General features: G+C 66.3%; 11 protein-coding genes. 2 read left to right on the top strand and 9 right to left on the bottom strand.

The genetic code is table 11. The features are described 5' to 3' along the window. Positions 1–6: 6 nt before the first annotated feature. Complete coding sequence (locus AACH40_RS04660) at positions 7–1,608, bottom strand: tetratricopeptide repeat-containing sulfotransferase family protein (RefSeq protein ID WP_338644385.1); 1,602 nt, start codon at positions 1,606–1,608, stop codon at positions 7–9. 77 nt (positions 1,609–1,685) lie between these two features. Between AACH40_RS04660 and AACH40_RS04655 the strand changes: the two genes are divergently transcribed. After that, positions 1,686–3,011, top strand: coding sequence for an amino acid permease (locus AACH40_RS04655; RefSeq protein WP_338644384.1), 1,326 nt, complete (start codon positions 1,686–1,688; stop codon positions 3,009–3,011). Positions 3,012–3,079: 68 nt separating this feature from the next. On the opposite strand, the gene AACH40_RS04650 is transcribed toward AACH40_RS04655, so the two are convergent. Both AACH40_RS04650 and AACH40_RS04645 read right to left on the bottom strand, forming a co-directional pair. Next, on the bottom strand, positions 3,080–4,774 hold the full coding sequence (locus AACH40_RS04650; RefSeq protein ID WP_338644383.1) for an NAD(P)/FAD-dependent oxidoreductase: 1,695 nt from the start codon (positions 4,772–4,774) through the stop codon (positions 3,080–3,082). A gap of 24 nt (positions 4,775–4,798) precedes the next feature. Further along, positions 4,799–5,980, bottom strand: a complete 1,182-nt coding sequence (locus AACH40_RS04645; RefSeq protein ID WP_338644382.1) for an aromatic ring-hydroxylating dioxygenase subunit alpha — start codon at positions 5,978–5,980, stop codon at positions 4,799–4,801. Between the two features lie 68 nt (positions 5,981–6,048). On the opposite strand from AACH40_RS04645, the gene AACH40_RS04640 reads away from it, so the two are divergent. Then, a complete protein-coding gene (locus AACH40_RS04640; protein WP_338644381.1) occupies positions 6,049–6,651 on the top strand; it encodes a TetR family transcriptional regulator C-terminal domain-containing protein in 603 nt (200 codons plus the stop codon). Here the strand turns inward: AACH40_RS04640 and AACH40_RS04635 are convergent. The 6 genes from AACH40_RS04635 to AACH40_RS04610 form a co-directional block, all read right to left on the bottom strand. After that, positions 6,632–8,059: a M20/M25/M40 family metallo-hydrolase gene (locus AACH40_RS04635; protein ID WP_338644379.1), complete on the bottom strand. Its 1,428-nt coding sequence runs from the start codon at positions 8,057–8,059 to the stop codon at positions 6,632–6,634. The two genes, AACH40_RS04640 and AACH40_RS04635, sit on opposite strands and share 20 nt — an antisense overlap. 518 nt (positions 8,060–8,577) lie before the next feature. After that, complete coding sequence (locus AACH40_RS04630) at positions 8,578–9,567, bottom strand: NADPH:quinone oxidoreductase family protein (protein ID WP_338644378.1); 990 nt, start codon at positions 9,565–9,567, stop codon at positions 8,578–8,580. Positions 9,568–9,637: 70 nt separating this feature from the next. Then, on the bottom strand, positions 9,638–10,552 hold the full coding sequence (locus AACH40_RS04625) for an aldo/keto reductase (protein ID WP_338644377.1): 915 nt from the start codon (positions 10,550–10,552) through the stop codon (positions 9,638–9,640). Positions 10,553–10,683: 131 nt separating this feature from the next. After that, complete coding sequence (locus tag AACH40_RS04620; protein WP_338644376.1) at positions 10,684–12,273, bottom strand: flavin monoamine oxidase family protein; 1,590 nt, start codon at positions 12,271–12,273, stop codon at positions 10,684–10,686. Between the two features lie 57 nt (positions 12,274–12,330). Continuing rightward, entirely contained in the window at positions 12,331–12,786 is a 456-nt protein-coding gene (locus AACH40_RS04615; protein WP_338644375.1) for a cytochrome c, read from the bottom strand. A 37-nt stretch (positions 12,787–12,823) separates the two neighbouring features. Beyond that, entirely contained in the window at positions 12,824–14,806 is a 1,983-nt protein-coding gene (locus AACH40_RS04610) for a tetratricopeptide repeat-containing sulfotransferase family protein (RefSeq protein ID WP_338644374.1), read from the bottom strand. Between the last annotated feature and the right edge of the window lie 109 nt (positions 14,807–14,915).

Here is a 14,915-nt window from a genome sequence, read left to right as displayed (position 1 = left end):
GCGAAATTACAACGATGTCAGCGGAACCTGCGGGTAGGCATCGAGCACCGGGCCGAGCGCGGCCTTCAGTTCACCTAGCCAGGGTTCGAAGGGCTTCCACGCTTCCGCTCCGTCGCGGTTGATCGGGCGGCGCACCTGTTCTGAGCTGGCGGTGCGCACGGCGCGTTCGGTCTTGTGGAAGGCGAGGCACGCTTCCTCGAACGGAAGGCCGCAGGCGGCGAGCAGCTTGCGCACTTCCGCTTCGAAATCATCGAGCAGCGCTTCGTGGATCACGCGGTGCACGGCGCCCGGCGCGATGGCGTCGACATGGGCCATCAGCCGCACGTAGTCGCGATAATAGCGGCCCATGTCGTCGAGGCTGTAGGTGAACCCCTGCCCCCGGGCGAAGTGCTGCTTGAAATTGGAAAAGCCGCAGGCGAGCGGATGGCGGCGCGCATCGATGATCGTGGCATTGGGCAGGATCATGCGGATGAACGGCACGTAGAGCCAGTTGTTGGGCATCTTGTCGACGAACAGCGGCCTCGCCGTGTGGCGCTGGATGCGCGTGCGATCGAGGTACTGTTCGCCCAAGGCCCGAAGATCGTCACCCGAAAGCGTGGCGAGGCCCGCGGGAAAGTCCTCCACGCTGCGCGACAGCAGCGCGATGTCGCCCAGTTCGCTGGTGCCTTCGACCTGGCTGTGACTGGCAAGAATCTGTTCGACCAGCGTGGACCCGGCGCGTGGCATGCCGAGCACGAAGATCGGATCGCGGGCGGGGCAGCCCGTGCCCGCAGCACCGGCCAGCAGCGCAGGCGTTGCGGCGGCAATCATCCGGTCGACCTGCGCGGTCGTATCCTCCGCCTTGTAAGGCATGCGCCGCTTGCGCAGGGCATTGCCCGCCGCATAGTGCGCGAACGCGCGTTCCGGCTCGCCGCGATCCTCGAACGCCTTGCCCAGCGCGAAATCGAGATGCCAGCGGTCCTCCGCCGAGATACCCTCGTCGGCCAGGGCCGCTTCCATCGCGGCGATGTCCTCGTCCGAAAAGCGCACGGTCTTGAGGTTGGCAAGGCTCCACCAAACCTCGCCCAGCGTGGGCGTCAGCTCGATCGCGCGGCGGTAGGCGGCGATGCCGTCCGCCTGCCGGCCCACGGTCTTGAGCATGTGGCCATAGCTCATCCACACCTTGGGCTGGTTCGGCAGTTCCTTGAGCACTTGCGCATAGAGCGCCAGCGCCTCGTCGAATTCGCCGATGCGGCCATAAGCGGCGGCCTGCAGGTTCGACACGCCGATATTGTCGGGATCCTCGGCCGAAACGCGCGCCAGTTCCTCGAGCGCCTCGCCCGCGCGGTTGGTGCGATAGAGCACCAGCGCGAGGTTGGCGCGCGCGGGGGTGAACTGAGGTGCAAGCTCGATGGCGCGGCGCAGCAGGTTCTCGGCATCCTGATAGCGCCCGATGCGCCCGGCAAGTTCTGCAAACAGGCGGATGGCGCGCACGTCGAACGGATTGTCCTTGAGCAGCGCGCGCAGCAGCGGCTCGGCGGCTGGCAGGTCGTTCGCGTTCATCGCGTGCGCGGCGCGGAGGAGGCGCGGGTCGTAGGATCGGGGGTCGAAGTCGGGAAGGCTCGCCATCGGTGTGCAACAAACACGGTGACGCGGCGCGATCAAGCGTTAGTCTGCACGCTTCGAGACGGCGGGGAGACTAACGCTTGAGCACCACAGGCACCAGACCGGCCCGCCAGCTCGGCTTTCTGATGACGCTGGCGCTGGTCGTCGGCAATCTGATCGGATCGGGCATCTACCTGCTGCCGGCGACGCTGGCGCCGCTGGGGGCGAACCAGCTGCTCGGCTGGATGGTGACGATCGGCGGCGCGCTGTGCCTTGCCATCGTGTTCGCGCGGCTGGGCGGCAAGCTGCCGCTGGCCGGCGGCCCCTATGCCTATGCCAATGCCGCGTTCGGCCCGCTCGCCGGGTTTGCCACGGCGTGGTCGTACTGGACGATGATCTGGGCGGGCAACGGTGCGATCGCGGTGGCGGTGGTGAGCAACATCAGCCTGATCGCCCCGGTCATCGGCCGGACGCCTGGCCTTCCCGCGCTGCTCGCGGTCGGCTGCGTCTGGCTGTTGACCGCGGTGAACATCCGTGGCGTGCGCACGGCGGGCGAAGTGTCGCTGGTGACGAGCGCGCTTAAGCTGATCCCGCTGGTGGCGCTGATCGCGCTGGCGCTCTGGCTGGCCCTCACCGGCGCGCCGCATGTGACGCAGCCGCCGGTGCCGATCGCGGCAGGCGCGATCGCCAGCGCGGCGGGGCTGACCTTCTGGGGTTTCCTCGGACTCGAATCCGCGACCGTTCCGGCGGACAAGGTGGAAAATGCAAGCGCGGTGGTGCCGCGCGCCACGCTGATCGGCACGGTGCTGACCGGCGTGGTCTATGTCGGCATCAGCCTTGCCTTCTTCGCCTATATGCCGACCGGACAGGCGGCGGCCTCGCCAGCGCCCGTGGCCGACTTTCTGGGCCAGCATTTCGGCAGCGGGGTGGCGAGCGTGGTTGCCGTGTTCGCCGCGATCAGCGCGTTCGGAACGCTGAACGGCTTCATCCTGCTGCAGGGCGAAGTGCCCTGGGCGATGGCCAGGGGCGGCGTGTTCCCAGCCTGGTTCGCCAAGGAGACATCGCGCGGCACGCCGGGGCGGGCGCACGTGGTATCATCCGTGCTGCTGACGTGCGTGGCGGTAATGAACTACTCCAAGGGGCTGGGCGACCTGTTCCAGTTCATCGCCTCGGTCAGCCTGGCTGCGGGCATGCTGAGCTACCTGATGGTGATGATCGCCGCGCTGAAGCTGCTGCCGGGCGAGCGGCTTCTCGCCGTGGTCGCGCTGATCGCGGCGGCGTTCATCGTCTGGGCCTCGTGGGGCCTCGGTGCGCACGCGCTGGGTTATGGGGCGCTGTTCGTGGTGGCGGGGGTGCCGGTGTACTGGGTCGTGCGGCGGGGGCAAAAGAAGGACGGCCCTTCGACAAGCTCAGAGCAGGCGGTCTAGGAGGACGTCCCCGCCCTTACCCGTCCTTGCTGAACCTGTCGAAGCACTGTCCTTGCCTCACACCACGCTCACCGCGCCCGGTGCAGCACCTTCCACAGCATCGAGCGGTCGCGGATGATCTCGGCCGCCGCGTTGTGGCCGGGCGCGCCGGTCACGCCGCCGCCCGGGTGGGTGCCGCTGCCGCACATGTAGAGGCCCTTGATCGGCGCGCGATAATCGCCGTGGCCCAGGAACGGGCGCGCGGCCCAGAGCTGGTCCAGCCCCATGTTGCCGTGGAAGATGTCGCCCCCGATCAGGCCGAACTTGCGCTCGAGATCGAGCGGCGAGTGGATCTGGCGGGCGATCACGCTGGCCTTGAAATTGGGAGCATGGTCGTTGACGGTATTGATGATCAGGTCGGCGACCTTCTCGCGGTGCTTGTCCCAATCGACGTTGGGATCGAACTGCTGGCAGAACAGGCTGGCGACGTGTTGGCCCGGAGGGGCGAGGCTGTCGTCGACGGTGCTCGGGATCTTGATCTCGACGATCGGCTTCTTCGACCAGCCCTTCTGCTGCGCGTCGATGAAGGCCTGGTCCATGTAGTCCATGCCGGGCGCGATGATGATGCCGGCGGTGTGGTGTTCGGCCTGTTCCTTGCCCGGAAGCACGGTGAAATCGGGCAGTTCGGACAGCGCGACGTTCATGCGGAACGTGCCCGAGCCGGTCTTGTAGTTCTTCACCCGGCGGTTGAAGTCCTCGTCGAGGTCGCTTGAATCGACCAGCTGGCGATAGAGCAGCGCGGGGCCGACGTTGGCGGCGATGATCGGCGCATAAAGCTCCTCGCCGCTTTCGAGCTTCACGCCCTGCGCCTTGCCATTGTTGACGAGCACCTTGGCGACCGGGGCTTCGAGGCTGATCTCGACGCCATATTCCGCGCAGGCCTGCGCCATCGCCTGGGTGATCGCGCCCATGCCGCCGACCGAGTGGCCCCAGGCACCGAGCTTGCCGTTCACTTCGCCGAACACGTGGTGCAGCAGGACATAGGCGCTGCCGGGGGTGGACACGCCGGCATAGTTGCCGACCACCGCGTCGAAGGCAAAGGCCGACTTGACGTGGTCGTCCTCGAACCAGCCGTCGAGGAAATCGCGCGCGGACTTGGTGAAGATGTCGAGCAGGTCGCGCTGCGTCGCCAGGTCGAGCTTGGCGAGCGGCCATCCCTGCATCGCGGCATTCTTCAGTGCGGCCAGCCCGCCACCGAGATTGGGCGGGGTCTGCAGCGCGATGTCGCGCAGCACGTTGGCGACCTTTTCCAGCGCGGCGTCGTACTTGGGATAAGCCTCCGCGTCCTTCTTCGAGAAGCGCGCGAACTCGGCCTCGGTGCGGCCTGGGCCGCCGCCCAGCTTCAGGTAGGTGTCTTCGAACGGGAAGAAGTTGCTGATCGTCCGTTCGATCACGCGATAGCCGCGTTCGTGCAGCTTCATGTCGGCGATGACCTTGGGCCGGAGCAGGCTGACGGTGTAGCTCGCGGTCGAATTGCGGAAGCCGGGGTGGAATTCCTCGGTCACCGCTGCGCCGCCAACGATGTGGCGGCGTTCGAGCACGCGCACCTTCATGCCGGCGCGCGCAAGGTAGAAGGCGCAGGTGAGGCCATTGTGGCCGCCGCCGATCACGATGGCGTCGTAGCGATTGGTCATGCGATGCTCCCGGAACTCTCTTCTGACGTCCCGTTCGTGTCGAGCGCAGTCGAGACACGGTGCGCGGCGTGTCTCGACTGCGCTCGACACGAACGGAAGCTGGTTTTGCTCACTTCAGCGCTTGCTCCACCCCGCAGGCGGCGCCTTGTGCAGGCGCGCTTCGGGGAAGATCGCGCGGATCTTGCGGGCGAAGCTGCGCAGGCAGACCTCGCTGCGGCCGATGGGGCCTGCGCCATACGTGCCGCTCGCCATACCCTGCTGCACCCGCTCGATCAGCCAGGTGTCCTCCTGGTTGACCACGCGGTTGATCCGCCAGTTGGCGTAGCGAGCCAGCTTCATTTCCCGCCGGTTATCGGGCAGCGCGTAGGCCATTTCGCGCAGCACGCAGCTGGTGGGTCCCGTGGGGATCCACTGCATGAAGTCGATCTGGTCGGCGTAGATGTCGAAGGCGATGTTGGGCCACAGCTTGTAGTAGAGCCAGCGGCGCTGCGCCGTTTCGGACAGGTGCGGCACTTCCGGCAGGTGCGCCTGGTAGAACCGTTCCCAGAAGTTGCCCGAAGGCTTCTCCACCAGATCACCCTTCATCCGGTCGGCCCAGCCGTGCGCCGAAATCTCGTACGACTTCGCGAAGATGCGCGTCAGGCCATCGTGCGCGACCGGGATGTGCAGGTTGTCGGAATAGTTGTCGCCCACGTTCTTCCAGTTCACTGCGCGCGGGCGAAGGCGGACGTCGGAAATGCGCTGCATCTCCTCGAAGCGGTAAGGCGCGACTTCGTCTTCGAACGGCGCCATCATTTCGGCGACGGAGGGGAAGCCCTTGTCGACGAGGCGGACGAAGACGAAGCCGCGCCAGATCTCGACCGAAACCGGATGAAGCCCGTTGTCCTCCATCTTGAGCGCGGGGTAATCGGACTTCATCGGCACGCCGGTAAGGCGGCCATCGGTTTCGAAAGCCCAGGCGTGGTAGGGACAGATCAGCTTCTTCGTGCAACCCGAAGGGCCCTCGACCAGTCGCATCGCGCGATGACGGCAGACGTTGGTAAAGGCGCGGATCTGGCCGTCGTCGCCACGAATGGCGAGGACGCTTTCACCCAGGTAGTCGAGAGTACGGTAATCACCGGAGGCCGGAATGTCGTTTGCGTGACATACAATCTGCCACGAAGGTCGGATAACTTCCTCAACCTCCTTCGCGTAATACTCGGGATCGGTATAGAGCCAGCCAGGAAGGCTCCAGTCACCATCCGGATCGACGTCGACCGACGAGATCGCAGCGAAGGCGGAAGAAAGATCACCCATCACGCAACGCCCCTGAATCACCCGGCTTATTGAACGATCGTATAACAGATTTGAAAGTCGATGCCAGCATGAAAGAACCCGCATACCGCCGTTCCGAACCCGACGCGCGGCGGCGCAGCCTGATCGAGGCGTGCATGCGCGTGCTTGGCCGCCTTGGCGCATCGGGCGCCAGTGTGCGGGCGATCGCTGCCGAGGCCGGCGTTTCCGCGGGGCTGGTCAACCACTACTTCGATGGGGTCGATGCGCTGGTCGCCGAAGCCTATGCCGAAACCGACCGCATGGTGACGCAGCATCTGGTCGACGCGGTGGAGGCCGCAGGCGAGAACCCGCGCGACCGGCTGGCCGCGTTCGTGACCGGCAGCTTTGCGGCGCCGATCGCCAGCCCCGATCTGCTCGCCACCTGGATCGCGTTCTGGTCGCTGGTATCGGTCCGTCCCGACATCGCCGCACGGCACGAAATGCACTACGCATCCTTCCGCACGCGGCTGGAAGGGCTGCTGGCCGATTGCGGCGTGCCCGCCGACCGGTTGCGCGGCACCGCGATCGGGGTGACCGCGCTGGTCGACGGGCTGTGGCTGGAGCTTTGCCTTTCGGCCGATCAGTTCGATCCGGCCGAAGCCGACGCCATCGCCCGCCGCTTCTTGGACGCGGTCATTGCGACAGGCGGGTGAATAGCGTGTTGAAGTAGACGAGGCCGGGACGCACGTTCGACAGGCGGACGCGTTCGTTCAGCCCGTGCGAGAAGTCTTCGCTGTCCTTGGTCATCGTCGGGCTGGCGCCATAGGCGGCGACGCCGACGCTGCGATACCACATCGAATCCGATGCGCCCGACGCCTGCGCCGGGATCACCGCGACGCCGGGATAGGCGGCATGGATCGCCGCTTCCGACGCCTTCACGAAATCGTCGCGCATCGGCGAGGCGGGCGAGGCGGTCGAGCCTTCGGTCACGTCGGTGAACTTCACCGCCGGTTCGCTGGCGACCTTGGCCAGTTCGGCCATGATGTCGGCCGGCTTGTGACCGGGGAAAATGCGGCAGTTGATGTTAGCGGTGGCGCGCTGCGGCAACGCGTTGAGCGCATGGCCGCCCGAAACCATCGTCGGCACGCAGGTGGTGCCCACCTTGCCCACCGTTGCCGGATTGGCGCGCAACACTTCGAGCGCCTTGGCATCGTTCGCGTTGGCGGCAAAGGCGCGCATCGCCGCCGCGGTCGCGGCATCGGATTCGAAGGCGGCAGCGCGTTCGAACCAGGCCTTCGTCAGCGGGTTCTGCTCGGCGGCGAAATGATAGGCGCCGATCCGTTCGAGCGCGCGGCTCAGCTGGACGATGGCGTTGTCCGGGCGTGGCGCGCTGCTGTGCCCGCCGGCGTTGGTCACTTCGAGCTTGAAATCGGCGTAGGTCTTTTCGGCGCCGTCCCAGGTCCAGTAGACCGGCTTGCCCGTGCCTTCGTCGAGCTTGCCGCCGCCGCCATCGACGTTGATGACCAGTTCGGCGTCCTTCAGCCGCTGTGCGATCTGGCGCGAGGTTTCCATCGTGGTTTCCTCGTCGCCCGAGAACGCGACCACGATGGTCCGCTTGGGCTTGTACCCGCCCCGGCGCAGGTCGATCAGGCTGGACACGGCCTGCGCCGCGTTGAACTTCATGTCGGTGGCGCCCCGGCCATACAGGATGCCGTCTTCCACCACGGGCACGAAGGGATCCCGCTGCCAGTCGGCGCGCTTGGCTTCGACCACGTCCATGTGGCCGGAAACCACCAGCGGCTTGAGCCTGGTATCGCTGCCCTTCCACGTGGCGATGAGGTAGGCGGTGTCCTTGTATGGCACGATCTCGACATCCGCGGCCGACCAGCCGCCGGCAACCAGCGCATCGCGGATTGCGGCCGCAACCTTGCCCGTCTCGTTGCCCTGCCCCACCACCGAGCGCATCGCGATGATCTGCTGTGACAGCGAAAGAACCTGCGCTTCGGCGCGCGCGGTGGGCGCGGACGGCGTGGCGGCAATGGCGAGCGTGGGGAAAGAGGCGCCCAGCATGAGGGCAGCGGCAAGCAGGCCACGGAAACGGGCTTGGGCGGGTGAATACATTGTAGGTGCGACTCCTTTGGCGGGGACCTTGCGGCGGCGCCGCACACAGCGCAATCCCCCATTGTTGCAGGCGTTACTGTTGCATCTGAAACCTTGCCGCGCCCAGAAAAGCGCTTCTCAACCTGTCCTAATGGGCAGGTCTTTTCGCACCTGCGTATTGCAGTGCATGCAACTTGTGCAGTTTTGGGAGAGCAAGGCATACGAATGCATGCCTGATTTTGCACGTTTTTTCGCCCCCTCACAAAAAGCGACAGTATCAATTGCAAAAAATGATAGCTTTATGATTGCAAAAAGCTCAATTGAACGAGCGCGTTTCGCACTTGCCGGAATCGGGTCCGCGGAGCACATGGGACGGGCCTTTCAGGCATCCTCTCCCAAACTTTCCAGGGCCGCCCTTCGGGACGGCCCTTTCTTTTTGCCCGTTTTCCGCAGGTTCTGACAGCGCACGCCAAAATTACGCGCAAAAAGAGGCCGACGGCGCACCGTCAGCCGTGCCCTGATCGAATCAGATGACCGGATCAGGCGTGTGGCAGGATGATCGTGCGGCCGACCACGCTGCGATCGCGCATCGCACCGTAGGCGTCCCGGAAATCGTCGAGCGGGACTTCACGGTGGACGGTTGGGGTGATCGTCCCCTCCTCCGCCATCTTCATGATCGCGGCGACGTTTTCGCGCCCCAGTTCCGGAAACTTGCGCCCGAATTCACCCGCGCGCACGCCGACCACGGAAAAGCCCTTGATCAGCGGGATATTGGCGCGGACTTCCGGAATGCGGCCGCTTGCAAAGCCCACCACCAACAGGCGGCCCCCGAACGCGATGCAGCGCGTCGATTCGTCGAACACGTCTCCGCCGACCGGATCGTAGACGATCTGCACGCCCTTGCCGCCGGTAATCTCCAGCACCTGCTCGCGAAAGCCGGTGGGGCCGAGAATGGCATGGTCTGGCGCGAAGAGATCGCGCACGCGAGCAAGCTTGTCCTCGCTGGAGGCGACGGCGATGACCCGCAAGCCGAGGGCCCGCGCCATGTCCACCGCGGCGAGGCCCACGCCTCCGGCCGCTCCGTGGACGAGCAGCCAATCGCCAGGCTCGGCCCGCCCGCAGCGCACGAGGCTGACATAAGCGGTGAGGTACGCCGCGCGCAGCCCCGCTGCCTGCCCGAACGACAGGCGGGCGGGCTTGGGCGAAACGGCGGCAGCGGGGTAGACGGCGTATTGCTGCACCGCCCCGGTCAGGCCGCCGACTATCACTTCATCGCCCACCGCAAAGCCTGCACCTTCGCCGACTGCGGCGACCGTTCCTGACGCCTCCATGCCAGGCACGAAGGGCACGGGCGGCTTTGCCTGATAGAGCCCTTCGGTCATCAGCAGGTCTGGAAAGCCGAGCGCCGCCGCCTCGATACGCACCAGAACTTCGCCCGGCCCCGGGACAGGGATCGGCTTTTCGACGATCGACAGCCCGGCAAGATCCGGGGCAAGCGCTCCCACTTCGACGGCACGCATCATGGTCATGGCGGTTGTTCTCCCATCACCGCCATGCAGGCGCAGCGCCGACTAATCAACCGGGCAATTAAGACATGCGCTACGGCAGCGGCGCGCCCCGGCTGGCGACGAGTACCGCGTACCATTCGGCCCGGGTCCAGCGCACGGTGAGCGCCTGCGTCGCTTCGACCACGCGGGCGAGCTGCTGCGATCCCACGATCGGCACGATGCCCGCGGGATGCGCCATGAGCCAGCTGAACGCCGCGCTGCTGCGCGAAACGCCCTGCGCATCCGCCACGACGTCGAGCGCATCGGCAACCGCCCGGTCGCGCGGGGTCTGCGGATCGAGCAGGCTGCCACCGCCCAGCGGCGACCACGCGAGCGGGGTCAGCCCCATCACCATCGCCTGGTCCATCTCGCCGTTTTCCAGCGGTTCGATCCTGAGCGGGCTGATCTCTGGCTGGGTGGCAACCAGCGGCGCATCGAGGAAATGGCTCAGCGCCGCGATCTGGGCCGGGGTGAAGTTCGACATGCCGATGCTACGGATCTTGCCGGCCTGCGCCGCATCGTCGAGCACGCGGGCCACGTCCTGCGGGTGGGCAAGGATATCGGGACGGTGGATCTGGTAGAGATCGATGACGTCGGTCTTCAGCCGCCGCAGCGACGCCTCTATCGCGCCTTGCAGGTAGGTCGGCGACTGGTCGTAGGGCAGCGGCGGCAGGATGCCGCCCTTGGTCGCCAACACCATCCGGCTGCGCAAGGACGGCGCGAGCGCCAGCGCCTGCCCCAGCAGCGCTTCGGCATCGCCAAACCCGGACTTGCCATCGAAGCCATAGATATCGGCGGTGTCGAGCAGGGTCACCCCGGCATCGAGCACGCCCTCGACCAGTCGCGCGACCCCGGCGGCGTCCAGCCCCGCCGCCGTCAGCCGCCACATGCCCCATCCGAGCGCGGAAACCGCAATGCCGCTTCGCCCCAGCGGGCGGACGGCAGGTGGCAGGGGCAATTCGGACATGGGCAGCGGCCTTCTGCAAGGATCGGGCCGCCTGCCATGCCAGCATCTGCGCTCCATGCGAACGGAGCGGGCCTCATCGCATACGAATAAGGTCCGCTCCGTTGCCCCTCATGAAGCGGTGATCGGCGTCCTCAGGCCGCCGAAGCGCGCTGGTGCAGGCGCGTGATCGCATCGATCGAGGAGAGCAGCGCGCCTTCCTGCCAGCAGCCGTAGTACGAGCAGTGTTCGCCCGCGAGCACGATGCGGCCCTCCATCGAAACGAGGTCCTGATAGTGCGCGGCACGGCTTTCCTCGGTCCAGGCGGCGCAGCAGCCGAGGATCCACGGCATGCGGTTCCACGATACGCTGGCGCCAGACAGGAATTCGGCCTTGTATTCGGCCGGATGGAACACCGACCCCTGGTCGAGCGCGGCCTGGATGCGCTTTTCCGGGGTCATGCCCGCCAGCATGTAGGCACCGGGCCCGAAGGGATAGGCGCCGAGCAGCACCGCCGGCCCATCGGTGAAGCAGCCCGCGCTGGGGTAGGAGATCAGCGAAATGGCCTGATCGGTGAACGAGATACCGCCATAGATCGCGTAGTCGGTTTCCCAGAAGCGGCGCTTCATTTCGAGCCCGATCTTGACCGAGTTGCCATAGGGCAGCGCGCGGATCGCCGCCTTCTTGGCCGGCGAAACCTGGAAATCGATCTGGTTGAGCACCGGTGCGGGAATCGTGCAAACCATCCAGTCGGCATGGCTTTCGCCGGTCTGGCCGGTCTTGGTGTCGGTCCAGCTGGCGGTGACGCCGCGATCGTCCTGCGCGATCTTCGAAACGCGCGTGTTGAAGCGGATCAGCTTGCCGACCTTGGCCTGGAAGCCCTTGCCGATGTGGTCCATGCCGCCCTTGGGCTGGAACATCGTGGTCTGCATGACGTGTTCGGCATAGAAGCCCAGCGTGTTCCAGATGCCGCTGTCGAGCGTTTCGCTGAGGCTGAACGGATCGTTGGGGATCGGCGCACCGTTGACGCCGCCACCGGGCGGGCGTTCCCAGCCGCGCTGTTCGCCGACCTTGTCGCTCTTGGTGTACTTCATGTCCTTGTCGAGCACGCCCCATGCGCGCATCGCTTCGAGCAGGCGGGCCTTGTCCTCGGCCGTCACTGTGGTGTCGAGCGCGCCGGCATTGAGCGACTTGCCGAGCAGTTCGGAAACGTGGCCCTTCCAGTCGACCATCAGGTCGCGATAGGGCTGCGGCTTGCCGCCGAATGCCTTCTTGCCGTGGATCAGCGCGTTGTGGTTGATCTGCAGGAACGGTTCAAGCTGGACGCCCAGTTCCTTGCAATAATGCAGCACGGTGCGGTGGTGGTAGGGAATGCGCCACGGACCGGGGTTGAGGTAGTTGCCCGGCGCAAAGGTGACTTCCTGCTTGGACCCGATCTCGTTGATCGTATCGCCGCCGCGCACGGTGTAGTTGCGCCCGCCGGCGCGGCCTTGGAATTCGAGAATCTGGACCTTGTAGCCTGCCTTGGTCAGTTCATAGGCCGCGAGCATACCGGCAAGCCCGGCGCCCAGCACCAGCACGCTTGCGCCCGGCTTCGCGCCCGAAAGCTTTGGCGGGCCGTTGAACTGGCTGTCCTTGGCATGGCCGAGCACCGTCATCGCCTGATACAGTGCGGCAGCCCCCCCCGCCTTGCCGATCATGGTCAGCAGCTGGCGGCGGGTCGGCGGGGTAAAATCCTCAAGCATTGCAATCCCTTCGTGGTCGGATCGGGAAACTGTCTGACAGTGTTGGAGGTTGGCGGATCAATGCCCGCAGGTGTTGCATTCGGGCACGGGCGGGTTGGTCGCCACGATGCGGTCGATGTCGGCAACGGTGACCGGATCGTGGTAATCGTTGAAGTGGCCGCGGACGTAGGTGATGACCGCGGCGATCTGTTCCTTGGTCAGCACGCCGTTGAACCATGGCATGCCACCGCGGCCCTTCATCACCACGATGATCGGGTAGTCCTTGTCGGCCAGGTTCTTGTTTCCGGCGAGCGCGGGAATCATCGCCCCCGGTTCGCCCCCGCCCTTGGCATCGGCCATGTGGCAGGCCTGGCAGATCTGTTCGTAGACCTCCTGCCCCTGGTTCGAGACTTCCACCGTCGAACCGCCCGGTCCCGGCCGGTCCTGGGCAAAGCCTGGCGTCGCAAGACTGGCGACACCTGCGAACGTCGCCCCCGCAAGGGCAAGCACGGCAACCCTGATCTTCCTGTTCATCGCTTACTCTTGGTTGTGACCCGGAAACTGAAGTGGTTCATGCGCGCCACTCTTCGCGCTCCCTGCCCAGGCCATCGGCGAGCGGCTGAAGGAATGGTTCGAACTTGCGCCACTGGTCGATGCCCGCGCGGTAGATCGGCTGGCGCACCTGTTCGGAGCTGACGGTGCGCACGGCGCGGTCGTTTTCGAAAAAGCGCAGGGTCGCCGGATCGAACGGCACGCCCACCGCATCGAGCAGGCGGCGCACTTCGCCTTCGGTGTCCTCGACAAGGTCTTCATAGACCAGCGTGTGGACCGCACCGGGCGCGACGGCATGGAAATGGCGAACGATGGCAAGGTAATGGCGGTAGTAGGCTGCCAGATCGCCGAGGTCGTATGAGAACTCCTGACCTTCCGCGAAGAGCTGCTTATAGCCCGAGAAGCACGAGGCCATCGGATTGCGTCGCACGTCGATGATGCGCGCGTTCGGCAGGATAAGCCGGATCAGGCCGATGTGCCGAAAGTTGTTGGGCATCTTGTCGATGAAATGCGCCCGGCCCAGCCGACGATGGACGCGTGCCCGCGCGAGATATTCCTCGCCCCAGGCGCGCAGCTCGTCCGCCGTTGCGCGCGCGATGCGTTCGGCCCCGCCCTCGCGCTCGATCCGGCCGACCAGGCTGCCGATATAGGGCAGTTCCATCGTCCCTTCGATCGCGGGGTGGCTGGCAAGGATCTGTTCGACCAGCGTGGAGCCCGAACGCGGCAGGCCGACAACGAAGATCGGTGCATCGTCCGGGGCGCCCTGCCCCGCGCGCTGGTCCAGGAATTCACGGGAATAGAGGGCGGTTACCGCATCGGCCTCGGCCGCGTAATCGCGATCGGCTCCACCGAACTTGATCCGCCCCAGCGCCGCGCCACGGGCATAGTGGGCGAAGGCGTCTGCCGCCCTGCCCGTATCCTCGAACCGGCGGCCGAGCGCATATTCGATGCGCATGCGATCATCGTCGGACAGCGATCCTGCGAGCAGCGCGGCCATCTGCGCCTCGTCGGCATCGCTCATCGCCCCGATCTTGAGGTTGGCAAGGCCCCACCACGCCTCGCCCGCCTGCGGGCTGAGCTGCGTTGCGCGGCGATAGGCGGCGATTGCCTTGTCGCGCAGACCGGCGGTGCGCGCGGCGTGACCGTGGTTGACGGCAACGCTCGCGTTGTCGGGAAAGGCCGTCGCCAGATCGGCATTGATCGCTTCGGCGGCGCGATCATCGCCGAGCAGGCCAAGGCACGCCGCCTGCAGGTTGAGATAGGCCGGGTTGACAGGATCGGCTTCGAGCAGCGGCGCAAGCTCTGCCAGCGCCTGTTCGGCAAGGCGTGCGGCAAACAGCGCATGGGCAAGGTCGAAGCGGATGCGGGCCGAGCCGGGTTCGATGCTCAGCGCATGGCGCAGCAGCGTTTCGGCGGCATGGACGGTGCGGTTGGCGACATGGCACGCGGCCATCAGCCGCGCACCTTCGGCATGGTTGGGATGCGTCAGGCAAAAGCGGCGCAGGATCTGCTCGGCGTCGCCATGCTGGCCGAGCGCGACGAGTTCTGCCGCCTTGCCGAGTTCAGCGTGCCCGCCTTGTTCGGGGTGGCTGGCGTCGATCCGGGCGAGAGCAGCGCGGGCGCGGCGTTCGGCGCCGACATCCCCCCTCGCAAAGGCGCGCTCGGCCAGCGCGGCCCACGCTTCTGCATGGTTGGGATCGAGCGCGGTTGCCGCCTCGAGCTGCTGCTCACCCTCGCCCGTGCGACCGACGGCGCAGAGCGTGAGGCCCAGTTCGTAGCGCGTGCGCGCTGCCCGCGGAAAGGCGCGGGCCAGTTCGATCAGCAGCGGCAGCGCTTCGGCGCCGCGCGCCAGCCGCCGCAGTGCCGAGGCGAGGATCAGCCGCGGACGCGGATCGGCCGGGTTCTGCTCCACCAGCTTGCGCGCGATCCGCTCTGCAGAGGCCGGCCTTGTCGCAAGGTCCCGGGCTGCCTGGTCGAGGGGATTGGTCATCGCGGCGAGCATGGCATTTCATCTTGAATGGAGCCAGCCGACACGGAGCCGGAGGCAAGACCGGGGCGGGATACGCCCCGGTTCGCAAGGCGCCTCTTCGTGGCTGAACTGCCGGTCCGAA

The organism is Novosphingobium olei (genome assembly GCF_037076535.1).
GTDB lineage: Bacteria > Pseudomonadota > Alphaproteobacteria > Sphingomonadales > Sphingomonadaceae > Novosphingobium > Novosphingobium olei.
This window is presented reverse-complemented; position numbering and strand designations above follow the sequence as displayed.